The organism is Burkholderia lata (genome assembly GCF_902499335.1).
GTDB lineage: Bacteria > Pseudomonadota > Gammaproteobacteria > Burkholderiales > Burkholderiaceae > Burkholderia > Burkholderia lata_B.
The window spans coordinates 1-21963 of sequence record NZ_CABVQK010000002.1 but is presented as its reverse complement, the minus strand read 5'-3'; the positions used below and the strand labels follow the sequence as shown (position 1 = coordinate 21963).

Genomic DNA, 21963 nt, shown 5'->3' with positions numbered 1-21963 from the left:
CGCCCGTGCGATCCGCACCGGCGCCGCGAACGCCACCGGCAGCCGTCACAGCAGCTTGTCGATATCCGCGGCGATTTCGTCCGGCTTGGTCGACGGCGCGTAGCGCTTGACGATGCGCCCTTCGCGATCGACCAGGAATTTCGTGAAATTCCACTTGATCGCCTTGAGGCCGAGGATGCCGGGCGCCTCGTCGGTCAGGTAGCGGTACAGCGGATGCGCATGGTCGCCCTTCACGTCGATCTTCGCGAACATCGGGAACGTGACGCCGTAATTGCGCTCGCAGAACGTGCCGATCTGCGCGGCGTCGCCGGGCTCCTGCTTGCCGAACTGGTTGCACGGGAAGCCGAGCACATAGAAGCCGCGCGCCGCGTACTGGTCGTACAGCTTCTGCAGGCCCGCGTACTGCGGCGTGAAACCACACTCGCTCGCGGTGTTGACGATCAGCAGCACCTTGCCGCGATACGCGTCGAGCGAGGCCGGCGCGCCGGCAAGCGTCTCTGCGCTGAACGAATACAGGGTGGACATCGGGCACTCCTTTAACGAAACCGGATCGACGTGGAGTCTAGGCGAAATTGCCCCATTGCGGCATCCGCCGAACGGCCAATACCCGGCGCGAGCGGCGCGCAGTCTAGAATAGCGGTTTTGGCCAGTCATTTCCGCCGTGATCCGTTTCAATCAGTTCAGCCTTGCGCGCGGCACCAAGCCGCTGTTCGAGTCGACCTCCTTTGTGCTCAATCCCGGCGAGAAAGCCGGCCTGATCGGCGCGAACGGCGCCGGCAAGTCGACCCTGTTCTCGGTCCTGCGCGGCGAGCTGCACTCGGACGGCGGCGATTTCTCGATGCCGCCGTCTTGGCGGATCGCCCATGTGTCGCAGGAAACGCCCGCGGTCGATCGCTCCGCGCTCGACTACACGCTCGACGGCGACGCCGCGCTGCGCGAGATCGAGGCGCGCATCGCCGCTGCGTCCGCCGCGCATGACGGCGCCGCCGAAGCCGACGCGCACGCGGCGTTCGCCGACGCCGACGGCTACACCGCGCCCGCCCGTGCCGAGGCGCTGCTGCTCGGCCTCGGCTTTACGCTCGAGCAAACGCGCGAATCCGTCGCCAGCTTCTCCGGCGGCTGGCGCATGCGCCTGAATCTTGCGCAAGCGCTGATGTGCCGTTCCGACCTGCTGCTGCTCGACGAACCGACGAACCACCTCGACCTCGACGCGATCGTCTGGCTCGAAGACTGGCTGCACCGCTACCCCGGCACGCTCGTCGTGATTTCGCACGACCGCGAGTTCCTCGATTCGATCTGCAACGTCACGCTGCACCTGGAAAACCGCCAGGTGAAGCGCTACGGCGGCAATTACTCGCAGTTCGAAGTGCTGCGCGCGCAGCAACTGGCGCTGCAGCAAAGCGCCTACGAAAAGCAGCAGAAGACGATCGAGCACCTGCAGAGCTTCGTCGACCGCTTCAAGGCCAAGGCCACCAAGGCCAAGCAGGCGCAGAGCCGGATGAAGGCGCTCGAGAAGATGGAGCTGATCGCGCCCGCGCACATCGCGTCGCCGTTCACGTTCGAATTCCGCACGCCCGATGCCGCGCCGAACCCGATGATGGTGATGGAAGACGTCCGCTGCGGCTACCACGCCGACGGCGGAGCGGAAATCCCGATCGTCGAGCGGGTCGCGCTGTCGATCCAGAATGGCCAGCGCATCGGCCTGCTCGGCGCGAACGGCCAGGGCAAGTCGACGCTGATCAAGACGCTGGCCGGCACGCTCGCGCCGCTGTCGGGGCATGTCCGCGACGGCAAGGGGCTGACGATCGGATATTTCGCACAGCACCAGCTCGAAACGCTGCGCGAGGACGATTCTCCGCTCGCGCATCTGGCGCGGCTCGCGCCCGACACGCGCGAGCAGGAACTGCGCGACTTCCTCGGCGGCTTCAACTTCTCGGGCGACATGGCGACCACCCCGGTCGGGCCGTTTTCCGGCGGTGAAAAGGCTCGCCTCGCGCTCGCGCTGATCATCTGGCAGAAGCCGAACCTGCTGCTGCTCGACGAACCGACCAACCACCTCGACCTCGAAACGCGCCATGCGCTGACGATGGCGCTCGCGCAGTTCGAAGGCACGCTGATCCTCGTCTCGCACGACCGCCATCTGCTGCGCGCGACGACCGACCAGTTCATGCTGGTTGCGAAGCACCGTCTGCAGCCGTTCGACGGCGACCTCGACGACTACCGCGACTGGCTGCTGCAGCACGCGGCCGAACAGCGCGCGGCCGCGAAGGCCGACAGCGCAGCTTCGCCGGGCGCGGGCGCCGCGGCCAACCGCAAGGACCAGAAGCGTCAGGCCGCCGAGGAGCGGCAGCGCCTGTCCGTGTTGAAGAAACCGCTGCAGACGCGCATCACGAAGCTCGAAAAGGAAATGGAGACGCTGCACGCGGAGAAGGCGCGCCTCGACGCATTCGTCGCCGATCCGGCGAGCTACGAAGCGGAGCGCAAGACCGAACTGACCGACGCGATCCGCAAGCTCGGGGACGTCAACACGCGTCTCGAAACGGTCGAGGCCGACTGGCTCGCCGCGCACGAAGAGCTCGAGCAGATCGGCTGACCGCCGTCGCGCCGCGGCCGGCCGATACGCCAGCCAGCCCGGCGTGCCGGCTGCCTCGGGGCAGCGGTACCCTGGTATCGCGGCACCTCGACAGCCCATCGGGCCCTTTGCGGGCCCAGATACGGCAAGGCCGGGCGCTAGAGCCCGGCCTGTTCATTCATTACCGCAGTCACCCGATTCGCCAAGCCACCGGCTCAGCGGCGCGGCAACGTGTCGCGCGGCATCTGTTCGTCGTCGCCCATAAGGTGCCGGCGCCCTTCGGTCGGCCGCCGGATCGCGGCAGCGACTTCCGCTTCGGTCACGTCCTCGGACACGACCTTGCGCGCCAAGCGCCCCTCTTCGTCGATCCACTCGACGATCCGGCATCCGCCGCCCCAGGGCTGGCGAATCGGCTCCGACACGCGGCAGCCACGCAGGTTGTAAAGGCGTCCGCTCGGCGCTTCCCCATACGATTTCAACATAGGTTCCCTTCGCATTGCGCGGTTCGACAATCCGGCAAAGGATAGGGAAAAGCAATGTCCGGCGGGTTACAGAACCCTACATATTCTTTACAACGAATTACGCGACAGATCGCCCGCGCGCTTGGCCCGGGCGCCTGCCGGGCCGGTCACTCGAGATCGCGCACGCGGTCGATCGCCTGTTCGAGCCGATCGACCGCCATCACGTTCAGCCCTTCGATCGGCTGCTTCGGCGCATTCGCCTTCGGAATCAGCGCGGACGTGAAACCGAGCTTCGCCGCTTCGCGCAACCGCTCCTGCCCGCGCGGGGACGGCCGGATCTCGCCCGCCAGCCCCACTTCGCCGAACACGATCAGCCCTTTCGGCAGCGCCTTGTTGCGCATCGACGAATGGATCGCCAGCAGCACCGCGAGGTCGGCGGCCGGCTCGGTGATCTTCACGCCACCCACGGCATTGAGGAACACGTCCTGATCGAAGCACGCGATGCCCGCATGCCGGTGCAGCACCGCGAGCAGCATCGCGAGCCGGTTCTGCTCGAGGCCGACCGCGAGCCGGCGCGGGTTCGGCACGTGCGCCGTATCGACGAGCGCCTGGACTTCGACGAGCAGTGGGCGCGTGCCTTCCTGCGTGACGAGCACGCACGAGCCGGGCACGACCTGCTCGTGCTGCGACAGGAACAGCGCGGACGGATTCGCGACACCGCGCAGCCCGCGCTCGGTCATCGCGAACACGCCGAGCTCGTTGACCGCACCGAAGCGGTTCTTGAACGCGCGTACGAGCCGGAACGACGAATGCGTGTCGCCTTCGAAGTACAGCACCGTGTCGACGATGTGCTCGAGCACGCGCGGGCCGGCCAGGTTGCCCTCCTTCGTCACGTGCCCGACCATGATGATCGCGGTGCCCGACTGCTTCGCGATGCGCGTGAGCTGCGCCGCGCACTCGCGCACCTGCGCGACGGAACCCGGCGCCGACGTGAGCGCCTCCGAATAGACGGTCTGGATCGAATCGATGACGGCCACGTCCGGCCGTTCCGCGTCGATCGCGGCCTGGATCTTCTCGAGCTGGATCTCGGCGAGCAGCTTCAGTTCATCCGCCGGCGCCCCGCCGTCGAGCAGCGCAAGCCGTTGCGCGCGCAACGCGATCTGCGCGGCCGATTCCTCGCCGCTGATATAGAGCGCGCGCCGCTCGCTCGCGATGTCGGCGAGCGACTGCAGCAGCAGCGTCGACTTGCCGATGCCCGGGTCGCCGCCGATCAGCACGACGCCGCCCGGCACGAGCCCGCCGCCGAGCACGCGGTCGAATTCACCGATGCCGGTCGAGAAGCGCGGCACGTCGGCCGCTTCGATGTCGACGAGACGCTGGACGGGCGCCCGCTTAGCGAGCGACTGGAAACGATGGGCTGCGGGCGCCTCGGCGACCGATTCAACCAGCGTGTTCCAGGCCTGGCACGACGGGCATTGGCCCTGCCACTTCGGGGTCTGTCCGCCGCACTCGCTGCAGACGTATACGGTTTTCTGTTTGGCCACGCGCGACGCCCTTATTCCGCGCGCACGGGCACGCGGCCGGCGACCGCACACATCAGCTCGTAACCGATCGTGCCGCAATGGCGGGCGACGTCGTCGATCGGCAGGGCATTGCCCCATAGCTCGACGCGCGCGCCGACGCCGGCCTGCGGGCACGGGGTCAGGTCGACGGTAATCATGTCCATCGATACGCGGCCGACGATCCGCGTACGGATGCCGTCGACGATCACGGGCGTGCCTTCGGGCGCGACCCGCGGATAGCCGTCCGCGTAGCCGCACGCGACCACGCCGATCCGCATCGGCGCCTGCGCGGAGAACGTCGAGCCATAGCCGATGGCCTGCCCCTTCCCGATCGTCTGCACCGCGATCAGCTCGGACGCGAGCGTCATCGCAGGCTTCAGCCCGGTATCGGCGATGTCGGACGACAGCCCGGACGGCGACGCGCCGTACAGCACGATCCCCGGGCGCACCCAGTCGAAGTGCGTAGCCGGATGCCACAGCACGGCCGCGGAATTCGCGAGGCTGCGCGCGCCGGCGATGTTTTCCGCGCCGCGCTCGAACGTCGCGAGCTGCTCGGCGACGCCGCGCTCGTTGTCGGCATCCGAAAAATGGGTCATCAACGTGATCTGGCCGATGCCGGGGCACGCGCGGGCACGCTCCCATGCGGCGCGGTATTTTTCCGGCAGGTAGCCGAGCCGGTTCATCCCGCTGTTCATCTTGAGCTGCACGTTGACGGGCTTCGACAGCCGCGCCGTTTCCAGCATCCGCATCTGCTCGTCATTGTGGACGGTCGTCGTCAGGCTGTAGCGGTCGATCACGTCGATGTCGGTCGAGCGGAAGAACCCTTCGAGCAGCAGGATCGGGCCGGCCCAGCCGAGCTCACGCAGCTTGACGGCCTCGTCGAGGTCGAGCAGGCCGAAGCCGTCGGTGCCGCGCAGGCCGGGAAACGCACGCGCGAGACCGTGACCGTACGCGTTGGCCTTGACGACCGCCCAGACCTTGGACGGGCCGGCAAAGCGGCGGACGACGGAGAGATTGTTCGCGAGAGCGGCGGTATGGATGGTGGCGGAGATCGGGCGCGGCATGGGAAATTTACGTAAAGACGCTTGCGAATCATCAGCTTACCGCGCCTTTTGAGCACTGAAGCCGACAATTTGCGGAACGATCGGGGAATCTTGCTAGTCCGAATTGGCGTATTTTCATGTTATAAAGCCGTGCGCACAACCCATTTCGAACGGAATAAGCCGATCGCATACCAGGCGGCCTACGCGGCCCTGCCGCAGCGACGAAAGCATCGCATCAGATGAAAAAAGGTTTTTACACCATCATGGCCGCGCAGTTTTTCTCGTCGCTGGCCGACAATGCGCTTCTCATCGCCGCCATCGCCCTGCTGAAAGACCTCCACGCGCCCAACTGGATGACACCGCTGTTGAAGCTGTTCTTCGTGTTGTCCTATGTGGTGCTGGCGGCCTATGTCGGCGCCTTCGCGGATTCGCGCCCGAAGGGCCGCGTGATGTTCATCACCAACTCGATCAAGGTCGTCGGCTGCATGATCATGCTGATCGGCGCCCACCCGCTGATCGCGTACGGGATCGTCGGCTTCGGCGCGGCGGCCTACTCGCCCGCGAAATACGGCATCCTCACCGAGCTGCTGCCGGCCGACCGGCTGGTCGCGGCGAACGGCTGGATCGAAGGCACGACCGTCAGCTCGATCATCCTCGGCACCGTGCTCGGCGGTGCGCTGATCAGCCCGCACATCGCGTCGCACGTGATCGCGCACACACCCGCCTGGATCAGCACGCCCGCCGAAGCGGCGATGGCGATCATCATGGCGATCTACGTGATCGCCGCGCTGTTCAACCTGCGCATTCCCGATACCGGCGCCCGCTACCCGAAGCAGGAACGCGGCCCGGTCAAGCTCCTCACCGATTTCGCCGACTGCTTCATGGTGCTGTGGCGCGACAAGCTCGGCCAGATCTCGCTCGCGGTCACGACGCTGTTCTGGGGCGCGGGCGCGACGCTGCAGTTCATCGTGCTGAAGTGGGCTGAAGTGTCGCTCGGCATGTCGCTGTCGGAAGGCGCGATCCTGCAGGCCGTGGTCGCCGTCGGCGTCGCGGCGGGCGCAATCGCCGCCGCCGCCCGGATCCCGTTGAAGAAGTCGCTGACCGTGCTGCCCGTCGGCATCATCATGGGCATCGCGGTGATGCTGATGGCGTTCTATACGCGCGACCTGTTCCCGTCGAACTGGGTCGTGCACTTCGGCCACCTGCGCATGCCCGTGTACCTGATCATCGCGTACATCTTCCTGATGTGCGTCGGCGCGCTGTCCGGCTACTTCGTCGTTCCGATGAACGCGCTGCTGCAGCATCGCGGCCACGTGCTGCTGTCGGCCGGCCACTCGATCGCGGTGCAGAACTTCAACGAGAACCTGTCGGTGCTCGTGATGCTGTGCCTGTATGCGGTGCTCGTGTGGCTCGACGTGCCGGTCGGCGTCGTGATCGTGCTGTTCGGCACGTTCGTCTGCCTGACGATGTGGCTCGTGATGCGCCGCCACCAGGCGAACCAGCGTCAGTTCGACTCGGTCGCGCTGATCGGCGAATCGCGGCACTGACGCTACACTTCCCGTTTCCGTCCGCCGGCGCCGGTCCTCGAACCGGCGCGTTGCCCTCATGACGCACCCGATACCCAACATCCTGACGATCGCCGGCTCCGATTCGGGCGGCGGCGCAGGCATCCAGGCCGACCTGAAGACCTTTTCCGCGCTCGGCGCGTATGGCGCAAGCGTGGTCACTGCGCTGACCGCCCAGAACACGCGTGGCGTGACGGGCGTGCATGCGCCGGACGCGGCATTCGTGACCGCGCAGCTCGACGCGGTGTTCGGCGATATCCGCATCGACGCGGTCAAGATCGGGATGCTCGCGAATGCGGCGATCGTGCACGCGGTCGCCGACGCGCTGCGCCGTTACGCGCCGCGCTTCGTCGTGCTCGACACGGTGATGATCTCGAAGAGTTCGCACGCGCTGCTCGCGCCCGATGCGGTCGACGCGTTGCGCGATGCGCTGCTGCCGCTCGCGACGGTCGTGACGCCGAACCTGCCCGAAGCGGCCGCGCTGCTTAACGATGTGCCCGCAACCACCGAAGACGACATGGTCCGGCAAGGCCAGGCATTGTTGCAGACGGGCGCGCGCGCCGTGCTGATGAAAGGCGGCCACCTGCCCGACGCGTCCGCGAGCCCCGACTGGCTCGTCGAAGCGACGCGCACCGTGCGGCTCGGCGGCGCACGCGTGCCGGTCAGCAACACGCACGGCACCGGCTGCACGCTGTCGTCGGCGATCGCCGCGCTGCTGCCTCAGCAGCCCGACCTCGAAAGCGCGGTGCGCGAAGCCAAGACCTACCTGACCGGCGCGATCACCGCGAGCGGCCGCCTCGACGTCGGCCACGGCGTCGGCCCTGTCCATCACTTCCATCGCTGGTGGTAAGCACCGGGTGACGCGGCGTCAGTGATCCTGCGCCGCGAACGCCTGTGCGCGTACCGGCCAGTCGTCCGGCACGACGAAGCCGCGCGCCGTTTCGCGCCACGTGCCGTCACTGCCCTTTTCATGAATGCCGATCAACGCGGGGGCTTCGCGCGCCGTCAGCACGGGCGGCAGCTCCAGAGCGGCCGCCAGCGGCTCGGGTTCGAATCCGGTATCGGCGGCAGCACGTCTCGGCGCCAACCACGCCAGCCGCGGCAACACGCTCCATGCGATGCCGGCACGCTGCGCGGCCGCCCACGCCGGCCACTGCGCGTGCGTCAGCCAGAAGCCGTGCGGGTGATCCGGCGCGATTTCCGCGGACACCGGCGGCAACGGCGCGCCGTACGGATAGAACAACCAGCCCTTGATGAACATCTGCGCGTCGGACGGCGCGCCGTAGCCGAGCCGCGCAAACCCGTCGCGATCGCCGAGCCGCAGTTGGTGCTCAAGTAACCGGCTGCGCTTGCGGTCGAACCGGTCGACGAGGTTGGGGCCGACGAAATCGGCAAGCGATGCGCCGGCTTGCACCGGCGCGCACAGGTAGCACTTCACCGCGAGTTCCCAGTGCAGGCGCTGTCCGTCCGGTGCATCGACGAGAAAATCGACTTCGCCGAGCGTCTTGCCGTTGCTGCGCAACGGCAGATTGGCCGCGACGAGCCGCAGCACCGGCCCGTGCGTCAGGAAATACTCGAGCAGACATTCGGCGTAGCGGCCGAGCCGCGTCGGCCGGAACCCGTCGAGCGCGCGATGCAGCGGCTCGGGCTGCGCATCGAGCGCGGCGAGCCAGGCTTCGACGGCCGACTGCCCGGCCGCATCCAGCCATGGGCGCGCAAGCGGCGCGTCCGGTACCGCGGTGAGCAGGCTCGGGCTGGCCAGCAGCCAGCCCAGATCCCGAACCGCGACGTCGTGCAGCGTATCGACGAATGCGAACGCCGCGCCGGCCGTCATTGTCCGGCCGGCCCGTTCGCGTCGGCGCCGTCTGCGCGCCGGAACGTGTCGCGCGCGAGGCACAGGTCGGCCCACGCCTTCGACTTGTCCTGCAGGCTGCGCAACAGGTACGCCGGGTGGTAGGTCACGATCACCGGCACGCCTTCGTACTCATGCACGCGGCCGCGCAGCGACGCAATGCTCGCGTCCGTCTTCAGCAGGGTCTGCGCGGCGAAGCGGCCGAGCGCGACGATCAGCTTCGGCTTCACGAGCGCGACCTGGCGCTGCAGATACGGCTCGCAGCTCGCGACCTCGTCCGGCTCCGGGTTGCGGTTGCCGGGCGGCCGGCACTTGATCACGTTCGCGATGTACACGTTCTCGCCACGCTTGAGCGACAGCGACTGCAGCATGTTGTCGAGCAGCTTGCCGGCCTGGCCGACGAACGGCTCGCCCTGCTTGTCCTCGTTCTCTCCCGGCGCTTCGCCGATCAGCATCCAGTCCGCTTCGCGGTCGCCGACGCCGAACACGGTGTTGGTGCGCTTCTCGCACAGCCGGCACAGCGTGCAGTCGGCCACGCGCGCGGCCAGCGCATCCCAGTCGAGCGCGGCAACCGGCGTACCGGCGGGACGCGATTCGGCCGCCGGCACGGGGTCGCCCGGCGGCGCCGCATCGAACCACGCGAAATCGTCGGGGCCGGCAGGCGGCATGTCGTCCATCGGCGGCATCGTGTCGGCCGACGCGACCGGTGCGCGATCGCCGCCGCCGACACGGCTTGACGGAGCGACCGGCTCGCGAGCCGGCGAAGCATCGCCGCTCCGCGCCACTGTCGGCGGCGCCTCGTCCTGCACCGGCGTACGCGCGATCCGCGCAGGTCGCTCGGTCGCGACGGCCGGTGCGGCGTGCGCCGCGCCGGTTTGCGCCGCGGCGGGCGCTTCGGCTGCCGCGCGCTCGTCGACGCCTTCATCCGCGCTTTGCCCGCGCCGTACCCAGATCTGCGCGAGGCCCATTTCCTCGAGCGCCGCTTCAGCCCATGCCATGCGCGTCCCCTTCGTCCTTGTTCAGCGTCAGACGCATCACGATCGCGTCCTCCCGGCTGCGATGCTTCGCCGGGTAATAATTCTTGCGCCGGCCGATCGTCAAGAAGCCGAAACGCTCGTACAGATGAATCGCGCGCGGATTGGACGGCCGCACCTCGAGCAGCACGCCGTCGAGCCCTTCCGCGCGCGAAATGCGCACGGCCTCGCGCAGCAGCGCCAGGCCCGCGCCCGCGCACTGCGCCGCCGGCGCGACGCACAGGTTCAGCAGGTGCATCTCGTCGACCACGGGCATCAGCACGCAATAGCCGACCAGCGAACCCGTCACGTGCCGCAGGCACACGCCCAGATAGCCGTTGCGCAACGAATCCTCGAAGTTGCCGCGGCTCCACGGGAATTCGTACGCGACGTGCTCGATCGCGACGACCTCGTCGAGATCCGCATCCGTCATCGGCGCCAGATAGCGGTCGCTCAGCAGTACACCCGTCATCCCTTCGCTCCGCCCGTCTGCGCGGCACGTGCCGCGACGCGCTCGGCGGTGGTCTGCGCAACCTTGTCACGCACGTACTCCGGCGCGGCCTGATCGGCCGGCACTGCACGGCCGGCACGGAACGCGCGCAGCGCGGCATGGGCGACCGCCAGCGCGTGCGGCATCGCGTCGCCGTCGATCACGGCCGCGTGCGCCGCGGCCGGCAACTGCGCGCCGAATGCGGCGGCCGCATTGCCCGCGAGCGTGAACGGCGCATCGGGCACGCCGACGGCACCCGGCGCATCGAGCGAAGCCGGATGCAGCGTGAGCCAGTCGCCGGCGCTGTCGTCCCACGCGAAATCCGCCCAGTAGGCTTCGTCCATCCGCGCATCCAGCGCGGCCAGCACGCGGGTCGTGCCGGGCGCGCGCAGCCGCGCGTGCTCGGCGCACGCGAGCAGCGTGCCGATCGGCACGACCGGCAGCCCGCGCCCGAACGCGAGACCCTGGGTAATGCCCGTCGCGGTGCGCAGGCCCGTGAACGAGCCGGGGCCCGCGCCGAACGCGATCGCGTCGCAATCGGCGAGCGTCAGCCCCGATTCGGCGAAAAGCTCCTGGATGGCCGGCAGCACGCGCGTGCTCGACACGGCGCCCGTCAGCTCGTGGCGGACCCAGGTTTGCGGGGTGGAAACGGCGTCATCGGCGTGGGCCGAGCGCAGCAGCGCGACCGAGCAGTATTCGGTCGACGTATCGATGGCGAGGAGCACTGTTTGCGTCATGGGCGACATTGTAATGCGGCGCCCCGCTCCCACGGGCGATCGGGCCCGATCCGTGCGCGCGCGCCGCGCCGGCGGCGGTTTGGAAGGATCGCTCGACCCCGCGCGGCGGTCCGCTTGTTAAGATCGCCCGACCTGAAACCCTTACGGAGACACCCGATGAGCGAACTCACCGCCCAATTCGACCAGGCCCAGATCGACGTCAAGCAACTGACGGAACGTCCGGGCAACCTGACCCTGCTGCGCCTGTATGCGCTCTTCAAGCAGGCGACCGACGGCGACGCCCATGGCGACAAGCCGGGCTTCACCGACATCGTCGGCAAATACAAGTACGACGCATGGGATGCGCTGAAGGGCACGTCGCAGGACGCGGCCAAGCAGCAGTACGTCGAACTCGTCGAATCGCTGAAGAACGGCACGGCTTCCTGACCGAATCGCCCCCGGCCGCAATAGGCAATCAAATCAGTGGCGCAGCGCAGCAAATCTCTTTATAATGCGGCCTGCGTCACCCTCCGCGCTCGGCCCGCAAGCCGTCCGGCCTGACGCCTCGTAGCGTTAAGCTCCAATCCGGTTTAGAACCTGTCCCCTCCTGCTTCGACCTTCGCGGTCGTCACTTATCAGGCTGGCGGCCCCGCTCCTGAAGCGCGCCGCACCCAAAACAGCTTCTAATGCCTCATCCGCTGAAGGTTCGGCGGATTGCACCCGTTTCCCGATTTGCTCGCTGAATCCGACGACTTGGGTATGCGCGATTGGCGCCGACGTTTCACCCACTGTGTTTCAAGGATTGTTATGACTTCGAGCATCAACTCCAGCCCGCTCAACGCGATCGCCGACCAGGCGCTCGGTCTCGACGACGCCGCCGCACCGGCCGCGGTCGAACCGGCGTCGGACGAGCCGAGCTTCGCGTCGCTCGGGTTGTCGCCGGAGATCGTCTCCGCGCTGCAGGCCGCCGGCTATGTGAAGCCGACGCCGGTCCAGCAGCGCGCGATTCCGGCCGGCATCGCCGGCCGCGACCTGCTGGTCTCGAGCCCGACCGGTTCGGGCAAGACCGCTGCATTCATGCTGCCCGCGATCGAACGTTTCGCGCAGCTCCAGAAGACGCAGGCGCAGCAACCGCGCGCGCCGCGCGAACCGAACCAGGGCGACCGCCGCGTGCGCCGCCCGCAACCCGTCGCGCGCCCGGGCCTGCTCGTGCTGACGCCGACCCGTGAACTCGCGATGCAGGTCACCACGGCCGCATCGACCTACGGCAAGCACCTGAAGCGCCTGCGCACGGTCAGCATCCTCGGCGGCGTCGCCTACGGCCAGCAGCTGATGCTGCTCGCGAAGAACCCGGAAATCCTGGTCGCCACGCCGGGCCGTCTGCTCGACCACCTCGAGCGCGGCCGTATCGACCTGTCCGAACTGAAGATGCTCGTGCTCGACGAAGCCGACCGCATGCTCGACATGGGCTTCATCGACGACATCGAAACGATCGTCGCCGCGACGCCCGAGTCGCGCCAGACGATGCTGTTCTCGGCCACGCTCGACGGCAAGATCGGTTCGCTGACGGGCCGCCTGCTGAAGGATCCGGAACGCATCGAGATCCAGCAGCGCCTCGAATCGCGTACGAACATCGCGCAGACCGTGCACTACGTCGACGACCGCGATCACAAGGATCGCCTGCTCGATCACCTGCTGCGCGACGACGCGCTCGACCAGGCGATCATCTTCACGGCAACCAAGATCGACGCCGACCAGCTGGCCGGCCGCCTCGCCGACGCGGGCTTCGAATCGGCCGCGCTGCACGGCGACCTGCCGCAGGGCGCGCGTAACCGCACGATCCGTGCGCTGCGCGAGCGCCGCGTGCGCGTGCTGGTGGCAACCGACGTCGCGGCACGCGGCATCGACATCCCGGGCATCACGCACGTGTTCAACTACGACCTGCCGAAGTTCGCGGAAGACTACGTGCACCGGATCGGCCGTACGGGCCGTGCCGGCCGTTCGGGTACCGCGGTGAGCCTCGTGCACCACGCCGAGCAAGGCGCGCTCAAGCGCATCGAGCGCTTCGTGCGCTCGCCGCTGCCGGTCAACGTGGTCGAAGGTTTCGAGCCGCGCAAGGCCCCCCCGCGCAACGGCGGCAACGGTGGCCGCGGCCGTCCGGGTGGCGGTAACGGCGGTCGCCGTTTCGGCGGCAAGCCGGGCGGTGGTTATGGCGGCAACGGCAACGGTAACGGCAACGGCCGCAGCTACGGCGGCGGCAATGGCGGCGGCTGGAGCGGCAAGCCGGGCGGCAGCCGTGACGGCGGCCCGCGTCGCGACGGCCAGCGCAGCGGCGGCCCGCGTCGCAGCAACTCCGCGTCGTAAGCACGCACGGGCGGCCACCGGCCGCCCCACGGAGGGCAAACCGGCGAATAGCCGCCCTGCCCATCCAGCCAACCGGCGCATCTGCGCCGGTTTTTTTTCGCCCCGCCCCACATTTCACGATGCGGAAAATTTTTTTGTGTCGTAAAAAATCATGCTGCGTGGCACAACCCAGGCGATTGCGGGATGGGAAAAAGCATTTCTTATCCCGAAATTGCAATTTCAAGATATTGATTTAAAACAACTAAAAATTTACCCCACTCCTCTGAAAGCCCCCTGTCCCGCTCCGGTCGATTTGCCTAGACTCTTATACAAGACCTCACGAACCGGAACACACCGCTCCCGGCTTCGAGAACAGCCTCACCACCGTCAGAGTCAACCTATCAGGCATCGCACCGCATCAAGGAGCTCATCATGTCGCGTCAGCAACAGGCACAGGAACTGCAAAAGCAATGGGAAACCGATCCGCGCTGGAAGGACACCAAGCGCAGCTACTCGGCTGAGGACGTGGTCCGCCTGCGCGGTTCGATCCCGATCGAGCACACGCTCGCCAAGCGCGGCGCGGAAAAGCTGTGGAGCCTCATCAACAACGAGCCGTTCGTCAACGCACTCGGTGCACTGACCGGCAACCAGGCGATGCAGCAGGTGAAGGCCGGCCTGAAGGCCATCTACCTGTCCGGCTGGCAAGTGGCCGGCGACGCGAACGTCGCGGGCGAAATGTACCCGGACCAGTCGCTGTACCCGGCAAACTCGGTGCCGCTCGTCGTGAAGCGCATCAACAACACGCTGACGCGCGCCGACCAGATCCAGTGGTCGGAAGGCAAGAACCCGGGCGACGAAGGCTACGTCGATTTCTTCGCACCGATCGTCGCTGACGCGGAAGCCGGCTTCGGCGGCGTGCTGAATGCGTTCGAACTGATGAAGGCGATGATCGAAGCCGGCGCGTCGGGCGTCCACTTCGAGGACCAGCTCGCTTCGGTGAAGAAGTGCGGCCACATGGGTGGCAAGGTGCTCGTGCCGACGCGCGAAGCCGTCGCGAAGCTGTCGGCAGCGCGTCTCGCGGCCGACGTGATGGGCACGCCGACCGTGTTGGTCGCCCGCACCGACGCAGAAGCGGCCGACCTGATCACGTCCGACGTCGACGACAACGACAAGCCGTTCCTGACGGGCGAGCGCACGGTGGAAGGCTTCTTCCGCACGAAGCCGGGCATCGAACAGGCGATCTCGCGCGGTCTCGCATACGCACCGTACGCCGACCTGGTCTGGTGCGAAACGGGCAAGCCGGATCTCGAGTACGCGAAGAAGTTCGCGGAAGCGATCCACAAGCAGTTCCCGGGCAAGCTGCTGTCGTACAACTGCTCGCCGTCGTTCAACTGGAAGAAGAATCTCGACGACGCAACGATCGCGAAGTTCCAGAAGGAACTCGGCGCGATGGGCTACAAGTTCCAGTTCATCACGCTGGCCGGCTTCCATGCGCTGAACTACTCGATGTTCAACCTCGCGCACGGCTATGCCCGCACGCAGATGAGCGCGTTCGTCGAACTGCAGCAGGCCGAGTTCGCGGCGGCGGACAAGGGCTTCACGGCCGTCAAGCACCAGCGCGAAGTCGGCACCGGCTACTTCGACGCAGTGACGCAGACGGTCGAGCGCGAAGCATCGACCACCGCGCTGCACGGCTCGACCGAAGACGAGCAGTTCTTCGACGGCAAGAAGGTCGCATAAGCAGGACACGACGCGCCACGCGTCATGCTGATGTCCGCCCCGTCTCGCGACGGTGCGGCATCGGCCACCGAACAAAAATCAGGGAGGAGACGGCAGGCGCGCGATACCGATCGCGCGACCGGCCGCGCGGCCTGCGGGCCGCCAGCAACGACGCGCGCCGGCTCCGCCCGGCGCGCCCTTTTTCCAGGGCGCCGCCCTACCGATAGACGATCACCGGAATTTTCGTATGGGTCAGCACGCGCTGCGTCTCGCTGCCGATCAGCAAGCTGCCGAGCCCGCGGCGTCCGTGGGACGCCATGAAGATCACGTCGCAGCCGCCGCGTTCGGCCGCCTCGATGATGCCGAGATACGGCGACGGATGCACACTCGTCCAGGTGTCGCAATCGACGCCGGCCGCCTTCGCGGCCGATTCGACCTCGTCGAGATGCGCACGCGCCTCGCGTTCGCTGCGCGCCCGGAAATCGGCGGGCGGCTCGATGATCACTTCGGAAAACGGCGAGTACGGATACTGCGGCAGGCACGCGTAGGCCGTCACACGTGCACCGACCGCCCGAGCCAGGTCGATCGCGCCGTCGATTGCCTTCTGCGACAGTTCGGAACCGTCGGTTGGAACGAGGATGTGCCGGAACATCGCGCTCTCCTTCGTCAATCGCACTCCGCGCGCCGCGATCCCATCCGAGCCGGCCGCGACGCGTCGGTCATGCCTCCTACGAGTGTAGTGCGCGAAACCGCCCAACCGGCGCCGGCAGCGGGTTCGCCCTCATATCGGAAACGCGCGGGCATGCGCGGCCTATTCGCCCCAATATCCGGGCTGTTCGTAGGTGTGCTTCAGGTAATCGAGAAACAGCCGCACGCGCAGCGGCAGATGCCGGCGTTGCGGAAACACCGCGTGAATGCCGATCGGTGGAGCGGCGAATGCGTCGAGCACGCTGACGAGCCGGCCGGCCGCGATGTCCTCGCCGACCTCCCACCACGAGCGCCACGCCAGGCCATGACCGGCGAGGCACCACTCGTGCAGCACCGCGCCGTCCGAGCATTCCATCGTGCCGTTCACGCGGATCGACACGACCTTGTCGTCCTCCTGGAACGCCCAGCCGCGTTGCTGGTTCGCGTTGGCCGCGAGCGCGAGGCAGTTGTGCCGCGCCAGTTCCGCGAGCGTGGCCGGCGTGCCGCGCCGTACGAGGTACGCGGGCGCGGCGACGCACACGCGGCGATTCTCGCCGAGCTTCAGCGACACGAGCGACGAGTCGGGCAGCTCGCCGAGCCGCACCGCGCAATCGAACCCTTCGTTGACGAGGTCGACCATCCGGTCGGACAGGTCGAGCGTGACCGATACATCCGGATGACCGACGCTGAATTCGGGCACGAGCGGCGCGACGTGCCGCCGGCCGAAGCCGGCCGGCGCAGAAATGCGCAGGTGGCCGCTCGCCTTGACGCCGCCGGCGGACACGCTCGCCTCCGCGTTCTGCATGTCGTTGATGACGCGCTGGCAATCCTCGAGGAACGCCGAGCCCTCGAACGTCAGCGTGAGCTTGCGCGTCGTGCGCACCAGCAGCTTCACGCCGAGCCGCTCCTCGAGCGCATCGAGGCGGCGGCCGATGATCGCCGGTGCGACGCCTTCCGCGTGCGCGGCCGCCGACAGGCTGCCCTTCGCCGCGACCGCAGCGAACGTTTCGATCTGCTTGAACCGGTCCATGACTCGCACGGGCGGCGCTGCCGCCCTTCAAATAGCTTAAACCGCTCCAGATTAGGTATATGAAAGTAAAAGATCAAGTGATGATTAGCGTCTTTTTTAGCGCATACGATCACGAATAGAATTCACCGGACCTCTGAAACTGGAGCGCAAGGCTATGTCGGCCACAACGACACTCTCCTCTCCCGACGCAATCCTCTTCGACGCATTCGGCACGTTGTTCGACGTGCGTGCGGTCCTGGCCGCGGCGGAGCAGATGTTTCCCGGTCACGGGGAACGGTTGTCGCAGCTGTGGCGACGCAAGCAAATCGAATACTCGCAGTTGCGCACGCTCGCCGATCCGGCCGGCGCGCGTTATCGCCCGTTCCGGGACATCACGCTCGATGCGCTGCGGTTCGCCGCGCGCCGGCTCGGGCTCGCGCTGAACAGCGCGGCCGAGAAGCGGCTGATGGACGAATACGCGTGCCTGTCCACCTATCCCGATACGGTGCCCGCGCTGCGCAAGCTGCGCGCGCTCGACCCGCGCCCGCCGCTCGGGATCCTGTCGAACGGCACGCCGCAGATGCTCGACATCGCGATCAAGAGCGCCGGCATGTCCGGGCTGTTCGATCGCGTGCTGTCGGCCGACACCGTGCGCGCGTACAAGCCGAGCCCGGCCGCCTACGCGCTCGGCACCGACGCGTTCGGACCGAACCGGCGCGGCATCGTGTTCGTGTCGTCGAACGCATGGGACGTCGCCGGCGCCGTCTGGTTCGGCTACACGACGTTCTGGCTCAACCGCACGGGCGCGCCCGCCGAGGAACTCGGCGCGCCGCCCGACGGCACGGGCACCGGCATGGCCGACCTGCTCGCATTCCTCGCCACCCCGGCTCCGTCCGGCAGACCCGCGAACCGCACGCGCCCCGGCCCGGGTGCATGACATTCGCAGCGCTGCCGCCTTCCCCCTTCACCGAAACCGCAACTGACCGACCAAGGAGATGAGACTCATGAGCACCCCGATCACGCTGCCGCAAGGCATGGCGATCACCGGCGAAATCAAGCCGGGTTACGAAGCAATCCTGACGCCCGAAGCGCTTGCACTCGTCGCGGCGCTGCACCGCACGTTCGAGCCGCGCCGCCAGGCGCTGCTGCAGGCACGCGTCGAGCGCACGAAACGCCTCGACGCGGGCGAGCGCCCCGACTTTCTGGCCGAGACGAAGGCGATCCGCGAAGGCGACTGGAAGGTCGCGCCGCTGCCGGCCGACCTGCAATGCCGCCGCGTCGAAATCACGGGCCCCGTCGAGCGCAAGATGATCATCAACGCGCTGAACTCGGGCGCGGATTCGTACATGACGGACTTCGAGGATTCGAACGCGCCGAGCTGGACGAACCAGATCGACGGCCAGATCAACCTGAAGGACGCGGTGCGCCGCACGATCTCGCTCGAGCAGAACGGCAAGTCGTACCAGCTGAACGACAAGGTCGCGACGCTGATCGTGCGCCCGCGCGGCTGGCACCTCGACGAGAAGCACGTGACGGTCGACGGCCAGCGCGTGTCCGGCGGCATCTTCGATTTCGCGCTGTTCCTGTTCCACAACGCGAAGGAACTGCTCGCACGCGGCTCGGGCCCGTACTTCTACCTGCCGAAGATGGAAAGTCATCTCGAGGCACGCCTGTGGAACGACATCTTCGTCGCCGCGCAGGAAGGCGTCGGCGTGCCGCGCGGCACGATCCGCGCGACGGTGCTGATCGAGACGATCCTTGCCGCGTTCGAGATGGACGAGATCCTGTACGAACTGCGCGAACACAGCTCGGGCCTGAACGCCGGCCGCTGGGATTACATCTTCTCGGCCATCAAGAAGTTCAAGAACGACCGCGACTTCTGCCTCGCCGAGCGTTCGAAGATCACGATGACGGTGCCGTTCATGCGCGCGTACGCGCTCCTGCTGCTGAAGACCTGCCACAAGCGCAACGCGCCGGCGATCGGCGGGATGAGCGCGCTGATCCCGATCAAGAACGATCCGGAAGCGAACGACAAGGCCATGGGCGGCGTGCGCTCGGACAAGCAGCGCGACGCGACCGACGGCTACGACGGCGGCTGGGTGGCGCACCCGGGCCTCGTGCCGATCGCGATGGAAGAGTTCGTCAAGGTGCTCGGCGACAAGCCGAACCAGATCGCGAAGCAGCGCGACGACGTGCAGGTCGAAGGCAAGAACCTGCTCGACTTCCAGCCTGAGGCGCCGATCACCGAAGCCGGCCTGCGCAACAACATCAACGTCGGCATCCACTACCTCGGCGCATGGCTCGACGGCAACGGCTGCGTGCCGATCCACAACCTGATGGAAGATGCGGCCACGGCCGAGATCTCCCGGTCGCAGGTGTGGCAATGGATCCGTTCGCCGAAGGGCGTGCTCGACGACGGCCGCAAGGTCACGGCCGAACTCGTGCGTGACTTCGCGAAGGCCGAGCTCGACAACGTGAAGCGCTCGGTCGGCGGCAACACGCAGCCGTACGAGCGCGCCGCTGCGATCTTCGAGCAGATGTCGACGTCGGAAGGCTTCACCGAATTCCTGACGCTGCCGCTGTACGAGGAAATCTGACGTAGCTGCCCGCTGCGATCGGTGCCGGCGTCGGCGCCGGTCGCATGCGATCACGGCATCAAAAAAGCGCCCCACAGGGGCGCTTTTTCTTTAGCAGCGGGGCCAACTGCCACGCAACCGGTCAGACGGCTTCCCGCTCGCGCCGGTGCTGAACCCAGTCGCCCGACGCAATGCGCGGACGCCCGGCAATCGCATGTGCGGCGACCGGATAGTAAAGGCAGGCGTACTGCCGGCCACCGAGCTCGACGGTCACCTCTTCCGGCTTGAACAGCGAGTCGACGCCCGGATAGACGCGCTCGATTTCGTCGAGCACCGGAACGAGCTGGTCGTCGACCTCGTAGACGTCGCCCCAGACCAGCGACTTGCCGGCCGACCCGGCGATCATCCCCGGATACGTACCGAAATCGTACAGTTCGCCCGGCAGCGCGGCGGCGCCGAGCAGCGTCGGCGCGGCAATCCCGTGCCTGGCGGCCGCGTGGCCGATGTCGTTGGCCTCTCCGTTTCTCAAGGTGCCGTAGACGAATACGTAACGCATCGTGGTTCTCCTCTTTGATTCGCATATTGCCGTGTTCGCGCGCGATTCTTGCGAAATCGCCCGCGCATCGATAGACCACGATACCGGCCCGATGGTTCGACCCCGCACGCGCGCCCGGCGCCGGGCCGAAATCGCCAGGCCTCCACACAAAGTTCATTCGAACGCGGCATGATCGCCCGACAAACCGCCGCATGCACTTTCGCGGCGCCTTCTACAATAACGGCATCGCCGCCGCGCTGCCCGAATCGTCCATGAACCCGCCGTTCCAAGCCGACGTACCGAACCCGTACGTCATCGACATTCCGCCCGAGTTCGCACCGACCGCCATCCATCCGATGCGCGTGCGCGCACGGCAGGTCAATACCGGGCATCGCATCCCGCTGCATACGCATGCGTGGGCGCAGCTCGCGTACGCGTCGCGCGGCGTGCTGCGCGTCGCAACGACCGGCACCACATGGATGGTGCCGCCGTCCCGCGCGATCTGGGTGCCGCCGCGCGTGACGCACGAGGTCGTGATCGTCGAAGAGGCGTATTTGCGCACGCTGTATATCGACGAGTCGATCGTGCCGGACGGGCTCGACGCGTGCCGCGTCGTCGAAGTGACGGGACTCCTGCGCGAACTGATCGTCGCGCTCGACGCGCGCGACCTGAGCACTGCGCGCGAGCGCCTGCTGTGCGGGCTCGTGCTCGACGAACTGAGCCACGCCGAACCGCTGCCGCTCGCGGTGCCGATGCCCGACGAAAAACGGCTGCGCTTGCTGTGCGAATCGGTACTCGCGCATCCGGCAAATGCGGAGTCGCTCGAACATTGGGCAAGCGAGGTCGGCGCGAGCACGCGCACGATTTCGCGGCTCTTCAAGCAGGAACTCGGCGTGAGCTTTTCGCAGTGGCGCCAGCAGGCGCTGCTGGCGCGAGCCATTCCGCTGCTGAACCAAGGCCGCCCGCTGTCGCATATCGCGCGCGAACTCGGCTACCAGAGCCAGAGCGCCTTTTCGGCGATGTTCCGGCGTGCATTCGGCGAAAGCCCGCGCGCATTCATGCTGCGCGGCTACGAGCATCGCGGCCCGGAAGGCAGGCTCGCGGACGACGAAACCCCGGACGACGACGCGATCGGCGCTGTCCGCTGAACGCCGGGTTCCGGGTCGTCGGGTCTTCAGACCGGCCGCACCATGTGGCGGATCGAGCCAAGTTGCGCGAGCCGCGACCCGGCAACCTGATAGCCCATGCGCAGGTAGAGACGCGCGGCAGGATTGTCGACGAACACGCGCAGTTGCAGTTCGTGCAGCCCGCGCGCCCGCGCCCAGCGATGCGACATGTCGAGCATGTAGGTGCCGGCGCCCTGCCCGCGATGGCCGGCCGCGATCTGGACGTCGCGGATGTGCAGCGAGTCGCCCTCCTCGGTCACGCGCAGCACGCCGATGCGCTCGCCGTCGGCCTCGAGGATGAAGTTTTCGGATTCGCGCCAGCTCGCGTAGAACAGGTCGCTGCGCCACACGAGCCCATGGCGCTTGTAATAGCCGCCCATGTTGCCGTGCGTCAACGCTTCGGCAAACGGAAAATCGCCAGCCTCCGCGGGCCGGAGCTGATACAGGAGTCGCAGGTCGGTCGGATCGAGCATCGCGCAGGGGTCAAGAACGCATCCCGCCACGATAGCGCAGTCGCGTGCGGATGCAATCGCGGATTTCTCGTAGCGGCTCGACGCCGGATGACCGGAAGTTACGCGCCCGCCAGCGGGCGCAACCGGGAACGCAAATGAAAAAGCCCGCACAAGGCGGGCTTCTTCATTTTCTGGCGGAGCG

Annotated in this window: 21 protein-coding genes; 9 read left to right on the top strand and 12 right to left on the bottom strand. The window is 67.3% G+C overall.

The window, feature by feature from the left end:
* Positions 1-45 precede the first annotated feature (45 nt).
* Positions 46-525 carry a glutathione peroxidase gene (locus tag BCO18175_RS04350; protein ID WP_174918783.1) on the bottom strand — a complete coding sequence of 160 codons (480 nt, stop codon included), beginning with the start codon at positions 523-525 and terminating at the stop codon, positions 46-48.
* Positions 526-661: 136 nt separating this feature from the next.
* On the opposite strand from BCO18175_RS04350, the gene BCO18175_RS04345 reads away from it, so the two are divergent.
* Complete coding sequence (locus tag BCO18175_RS04345; protein WP_174918782.1) at positions 662-2593, top strand: ATP-binding cassette domain-containing protein; 1932 nt, start codon at positions 662-664, stop codon at positions 2591-2593.
* 194 nt (positions 2594-2787) lie between these two features.
* On the opposite strand, the gene BCO18175_RS04340 is transcribed toward BCO18175_RS04345, so the two are convergent.
* The 3 genes from BCO18175_RS04340 to alr form a co-directional block, all read right to left on the bottom strand.
* Positions 2788-3054 (bottom strand): DUF2866 domain-containing protein, encoded by a 267-nt coding sequence (locus BCO18175_RS04340; RefSeq protein ID WP_174979639.1) that lies wholly within the window; start codon positions 3052-3054, stop codon positions 2788-2790.
* Between the two features lie 146 nt (positions 3055-3200).
* Positions 3201-4577 (bottom strand): DNA repair protein RadA, encoded by a 1377-nt coding sequence (gene radA / locus BCO18175_RS04335; RefSeq protein WP_059233837.1) that lies wholly within the window; start codon positions 4575-4577, stop codon positions 3201-3203.
* Positions 4578-4588: 11 nt separating this feature from the next.
* Positions 4589-5659: an alanine racemase gene (gene alr, locus BCO18175_RS04330; protein WP_174918780.1), complete on the bottom strand. Its 1071-nt coding sequence runs from the start codon at positions 5657-5659 to the stop codon at positions 4589-4591.
* Positions 5660-5877: 218 nt separating this feature from the next.
* On the opposite strand from alr, the gene lplT reads away from it, so the two are divergent.
* Positions 5878-7185: a lysophospholipid transporter LplT gene (gene lplT, locus BCO18175_RS04325; protein ID WP_174979637.1), complete on the top strand. Its 1308-nt coding sequence runs from the start codon at positions 5878-5880 to the stop codon at positions 7183-7185.
* Positions 7186-7243: 58 nt separating this feature from the next.
* Entirely contained in the window at positions 7244-8053 is an 810-nt protein-coding gene (gene thiD, locus BCO18175_RS04320; protein WP_174979635.1) for a bifunctional hydroxymethylpyrimidine kinase/phosphomethylpyrimidine kinase, read from the top strand.
* A gap of 18 nt (positions 8054-8071) precedes the next feature.
* Here thiD and BCO18175_RS04315 read toward each other — a convergent pair whose 3' ends face one another.
* The 4 genes from BCO18175_RS04315 to tsaB are packed head-to-tail and all read right to left on the bottom strand — an operon-like array spanning position 8072 to position 11304.
* Positions 8072-9037, bottom strand: coding sequence for a DUF1853 family protein (locus tag BCO18175_RS04315; RefSeq protein WP_174979634.1), 966 nt, complete (start codon positions 9035-9037; stop codon positions 8072-8074).
* A complete protein-coding gene (locus BCO18175_RS04310) occupies positions 9034-10053 on the bottom strand; it encodes a uracil-DNA glycosylase (RefSeq protein ID WP_174979633.1) in 1020 nt (339 codons plus the stop codon). The genes BCO18175_RS04315 and BCO18175_RS04310 overlap by 4 nt, the downstream gene beginning before the upstream one ends.
* Positions 10040-10540, bottom strand: coding sequence for a ribosomal protein S18-alanine N-acetyltransferase (gene rimI / locus BCO18175_RS04305; RefSeq protein WP_174918775.1), 501 nt, complete (start codon positions 10538-10540; stop codon positions 10040-10042). The genes BCO18175_RS04310 and rimI overlap by 14 nt, the downstream gene beginning before the upstream one ends.
* On the bottom strand, positions 10537-11304 hold the full coding sequence (gene tsaB / locus BCO18175_RS04300; protein WP_174979632.1) for a tRNA (adenosine(37)-N6)-threonylcarbamoyltransferase complex dimerization subunit type 1 TsaB: 768 nt from the start codon (positions 11302-11304) through the stop codon (positions 10537-10539). Before tsaB ends, rimI begins: the two co-directional genes overlap by 4 nt.
* Before the next feature lie 147 nt (positions 11305-11451).
* Here tsaB and BCO18175_RS04295 point away from each other — a divergent pair, with 147 nt between their 5' ends.
* From BCO18175_RS04295 to aceA, 3 genes are all read left to right on the top strand, one after another.
* On the top strand, positions 11452-11721 hold the full coding sequence (locus BCO18175_RS04295) for an acyl-CoA-binding protein (RefSeq protein ID WP_128850775.1): 270 nt from the start codon (positions 11452-11454) through the stop codon (positions 11719-11721).
* 360 nt (positions 11722-12081) lie between these two features.
* Positions 12082-13638, top strand: coding sequence for a DEAD/DEAH box helicase (locus BCO18175_RS04290; RefSeq protein WP_174979631.1), 1557 nt, complete (start codon positions 12082-12084; stop codon positions 13636-13638).
* 411 nt (positions 13639-14049) lie between these two features.
* Entirely contained in the window at positions 14050-15357 is a 1308-nt protein-coding gene (gene aceA, locus BCO18175_RS04285) for an isocitrate lyase (protein WP_174967346.1), read from the top strand.
* A 196-nt stretch (positions 15358-15553) separates the two neighbouring features.
* On the opposite strand, the gene BCO18175_RS04280 is transcribed toward aceA, so the two are convergent.
* Both BCO18175_RS04280 and BCO18175_RS04275 read right to left on the bottom strand, forming a co-directional pair.
* Positions 15554-15988 (bottom strand): universal stress protein, encoded by a 435-nt coding sequence (locus tag BCO18175_RS04280; protein ID WP_031399397.1) that lies wholly within the window; start codon positions 15986-15988, stop codon positions 15554-15556.
* Positions 15989-16147: 159 nt separating this feature from the next.
* A complete protein-coding gene (locus BCO18175_RS04275) occupies positions 16148-17053 on the bottom strand; it encodes a LysR family transcriptional regulator (protein WP_174979630.1) in 906 nt (301 codons plus the stop codon).
* 154 nt (positions 17054-17207) lie between these two features.
* Between BCO18175_RS04275 and BCO18175_RS04270 the strand changes: the two genes are divergently transcribed.
* Both BCO18175_RS04270 and aceB read left to right on the top strand, forming a co-directional pair.
* Entirely contained in the window at positions 17208-17969 is a 762-nt protein-coding gene (locus tag BCO18175_RS04270) for a haloacid dehalogenase type II (protein WP_039342629.1), read from the top strand.
* Positions 17970-18036: 67 nt separating this feature from the next.
* Positions 18037-19629, top strand: a complete 1593-nt coding sequence (aceB, locus tag BCO18175_RS04265) for a malate synthase A (protein ID WP_174979629.1) — start codon at positions 18037-18039, stop codon at positions 19627-19629.
* A 121-nt stretch (positions 19630-19750) separates the two neighbouring features.
* Here the strand turns inward: aceB and BCO18175_RS04260 are convergent, their stop codons facing one another.
* A complete protein-coding gene (locus tag BCO18175_RS04260) occupies positions 19751-20164 on the bottom strand; it encodes a gamma-glutamylcyclotransferase family protein (RefSeq protein ID WP_174967344.1) in 414 nt (137 codons plus the stop codon).
* 251 nt (positions 20165-20415) lie between these two features.
* Here BCO18175_RS04260 and BCO18175_RS04255 point away from each other — a divergent pair, with 251 nt between their 5' ends.
* On the top strand, positions 20416-21291 hold the full coding sequence (locus tag BCO18175_RS04255; protein WP_174979628.1) for an AraC family transcriptional regulator: 876 nt from the start codon (positions 20416-20418) through the stop codon (positions 21289-21291).
* 26 nt (positions 21292-21317) lie between these two features.
* Here the strand turns inward: BCO18175_RS04255 and BCO18175_RS04250 are convergent, their stop codons facing one another.
* Complete coding sequence (locus BCO18175_RS04250) at positions 21318-21782, bottom strand: GNAT family N-acetyltransferase (protein ID WP_027787064.1); 465 nt, start codon at positions 21780-21782, stop codon at positions 21318-21320.
* Between the last annotated feature and the right edge of the window lie 181 nt (positions 21783-21963).

Excerpts from the sequence above, each read along its gene's own strand:
- BCO18175_RS04350 (WP_174918783.1), bottom strand. The coding sequence starts at position 525 with ATGTCCACCCTGTATTCGTTCAGCGCAGAGACGCTTGCCGGCGCGCCG.
- BCO18175_RS04340 (WP_174979639.1), bottom strand. The coding sequence starts at position 3,054 with ATGTTGAAATCGTATGGGGAAGCGCCGAGCGGACGCCTTTACAACCTG.
- alr (WP_174918780.1), bottom strand. The coding sequence starts at position 5,659 with ATGCCGCGCCCGATCTCCGCCACCATCCATACCGCCGCTCTCGCGAAC.
- lplT (WP_174979637.1), top strand. The coding sequence starts at position 5,878 with ATGAAAAAAGGTTTTTACACCATCATGGCCGCGCAGTTTTTCTCGTCG.
- thiD (WP_174979635.1), top strand. The coding sequence starts at position 7,244 with ATGACGCACCCGATACCCAACATCCTGACGATCGCCGGCTCCGATTCG.
- BCO18175_RS04315 (WP_174979634.1), bottom strand. The coding sequence starts at position 9,037 with ATGACGGCCGGCGCGGCGTTCGCATTCGTCGATACGCTGCACGACGTC.
- BCO18175_RS04310 (WP_174979633.1), bottom strand. The coding sequence starts at position 10,053 with ATGGCATGGGCTGAAGCGGCGCTCGAGGAAATGGGCCTCGCGCAGATC.
- rimI (WP_174918775.1), bottom strand. The coding sequence starts at position 10,540 with ATGACGGGTGTACTGCTGAGCGACCGCTATCTGGCGCCGATGACGGAT.
- tsaB (WP_174979632.1), bottom strand. The coding sequence starts at position 11,304 with ATGTCGCCCATGACGCAAACAGTGCTCCTCGCCATCGATACGTCGACC.
- BCO18175_RS04295 (WP_128850775.1), top strand. The coding sequence starts at position 11,452 with ATGAGCGAACTCACCGCCCAATTCGACCAGGCCCAGATCGACGTCAAG.
- BCO18175_RS04290 (WP_174979631.1), top strand. The coding sequence starts at position 12,082 with ATGACTTCGAGCATCAACTCCAGCCCGCTCAACGCGATCGCCGACCAG.
- aceA (WP_174967346.1), top strand. The coding sequence starts at position 14,050 with ATGTCGCGTCAGCAACAGGCACAGGAACTGCAAAAGCAATGGGAAACC.
- BCO18175_RS04280 (WP_031399397.1), bottom strand. The coding sequence starts at position 15,988 with ATGTTCCGGCACATCCTCGTTCCAACCGACGGTTCCGAACTGTCGCAG.
- BCO18175_RS04275 (WP_174979630.1), bottom strand. The coding sequence starts at position 17,053 with ATGGACCGGTTCAAGCAGATCGAAACGTTCGCTGCGGTCGCGGCGAAG.
- BCO18175_RS04270 (WP_039342629.1), top strand. The coding sequence starts at position 17,208 with ATGTCGGCCACAACGACACTCTCCTCTCCCGACGCAATCCTCTTCGAC.
- aceB (WP_174979629.1), top strand. The coding sequence starts at position 18,037 with ATGAGCACCCCGATCACGCTGCCGCAAGGCATGGCGATCACCGGCGAA.
- BCO18175_RS04260 (WP_174967344.1), bottom strand. The coding sequence starts at position 20,164 with ATGCGTTACGTATTCGTCTACGGCACCTTGAGAAACGGAGAGGCCAAC.
- BCO18175_RS04255 (WP_174979628.1), top strand. The coding sequence starts at position 20,416 with ATGAACCCGCCGTTCCAAGCCGACGTACCGAACCCGTACGTCATCGAC.
- BCO18175_RS04250 (WP_027787064.1), bottom strand. The coding sequence starts at position 21,782 with ATGCTCGATCCGACCGACCTGCGACTCCTGTATCAGCTCCGGCCCGCG.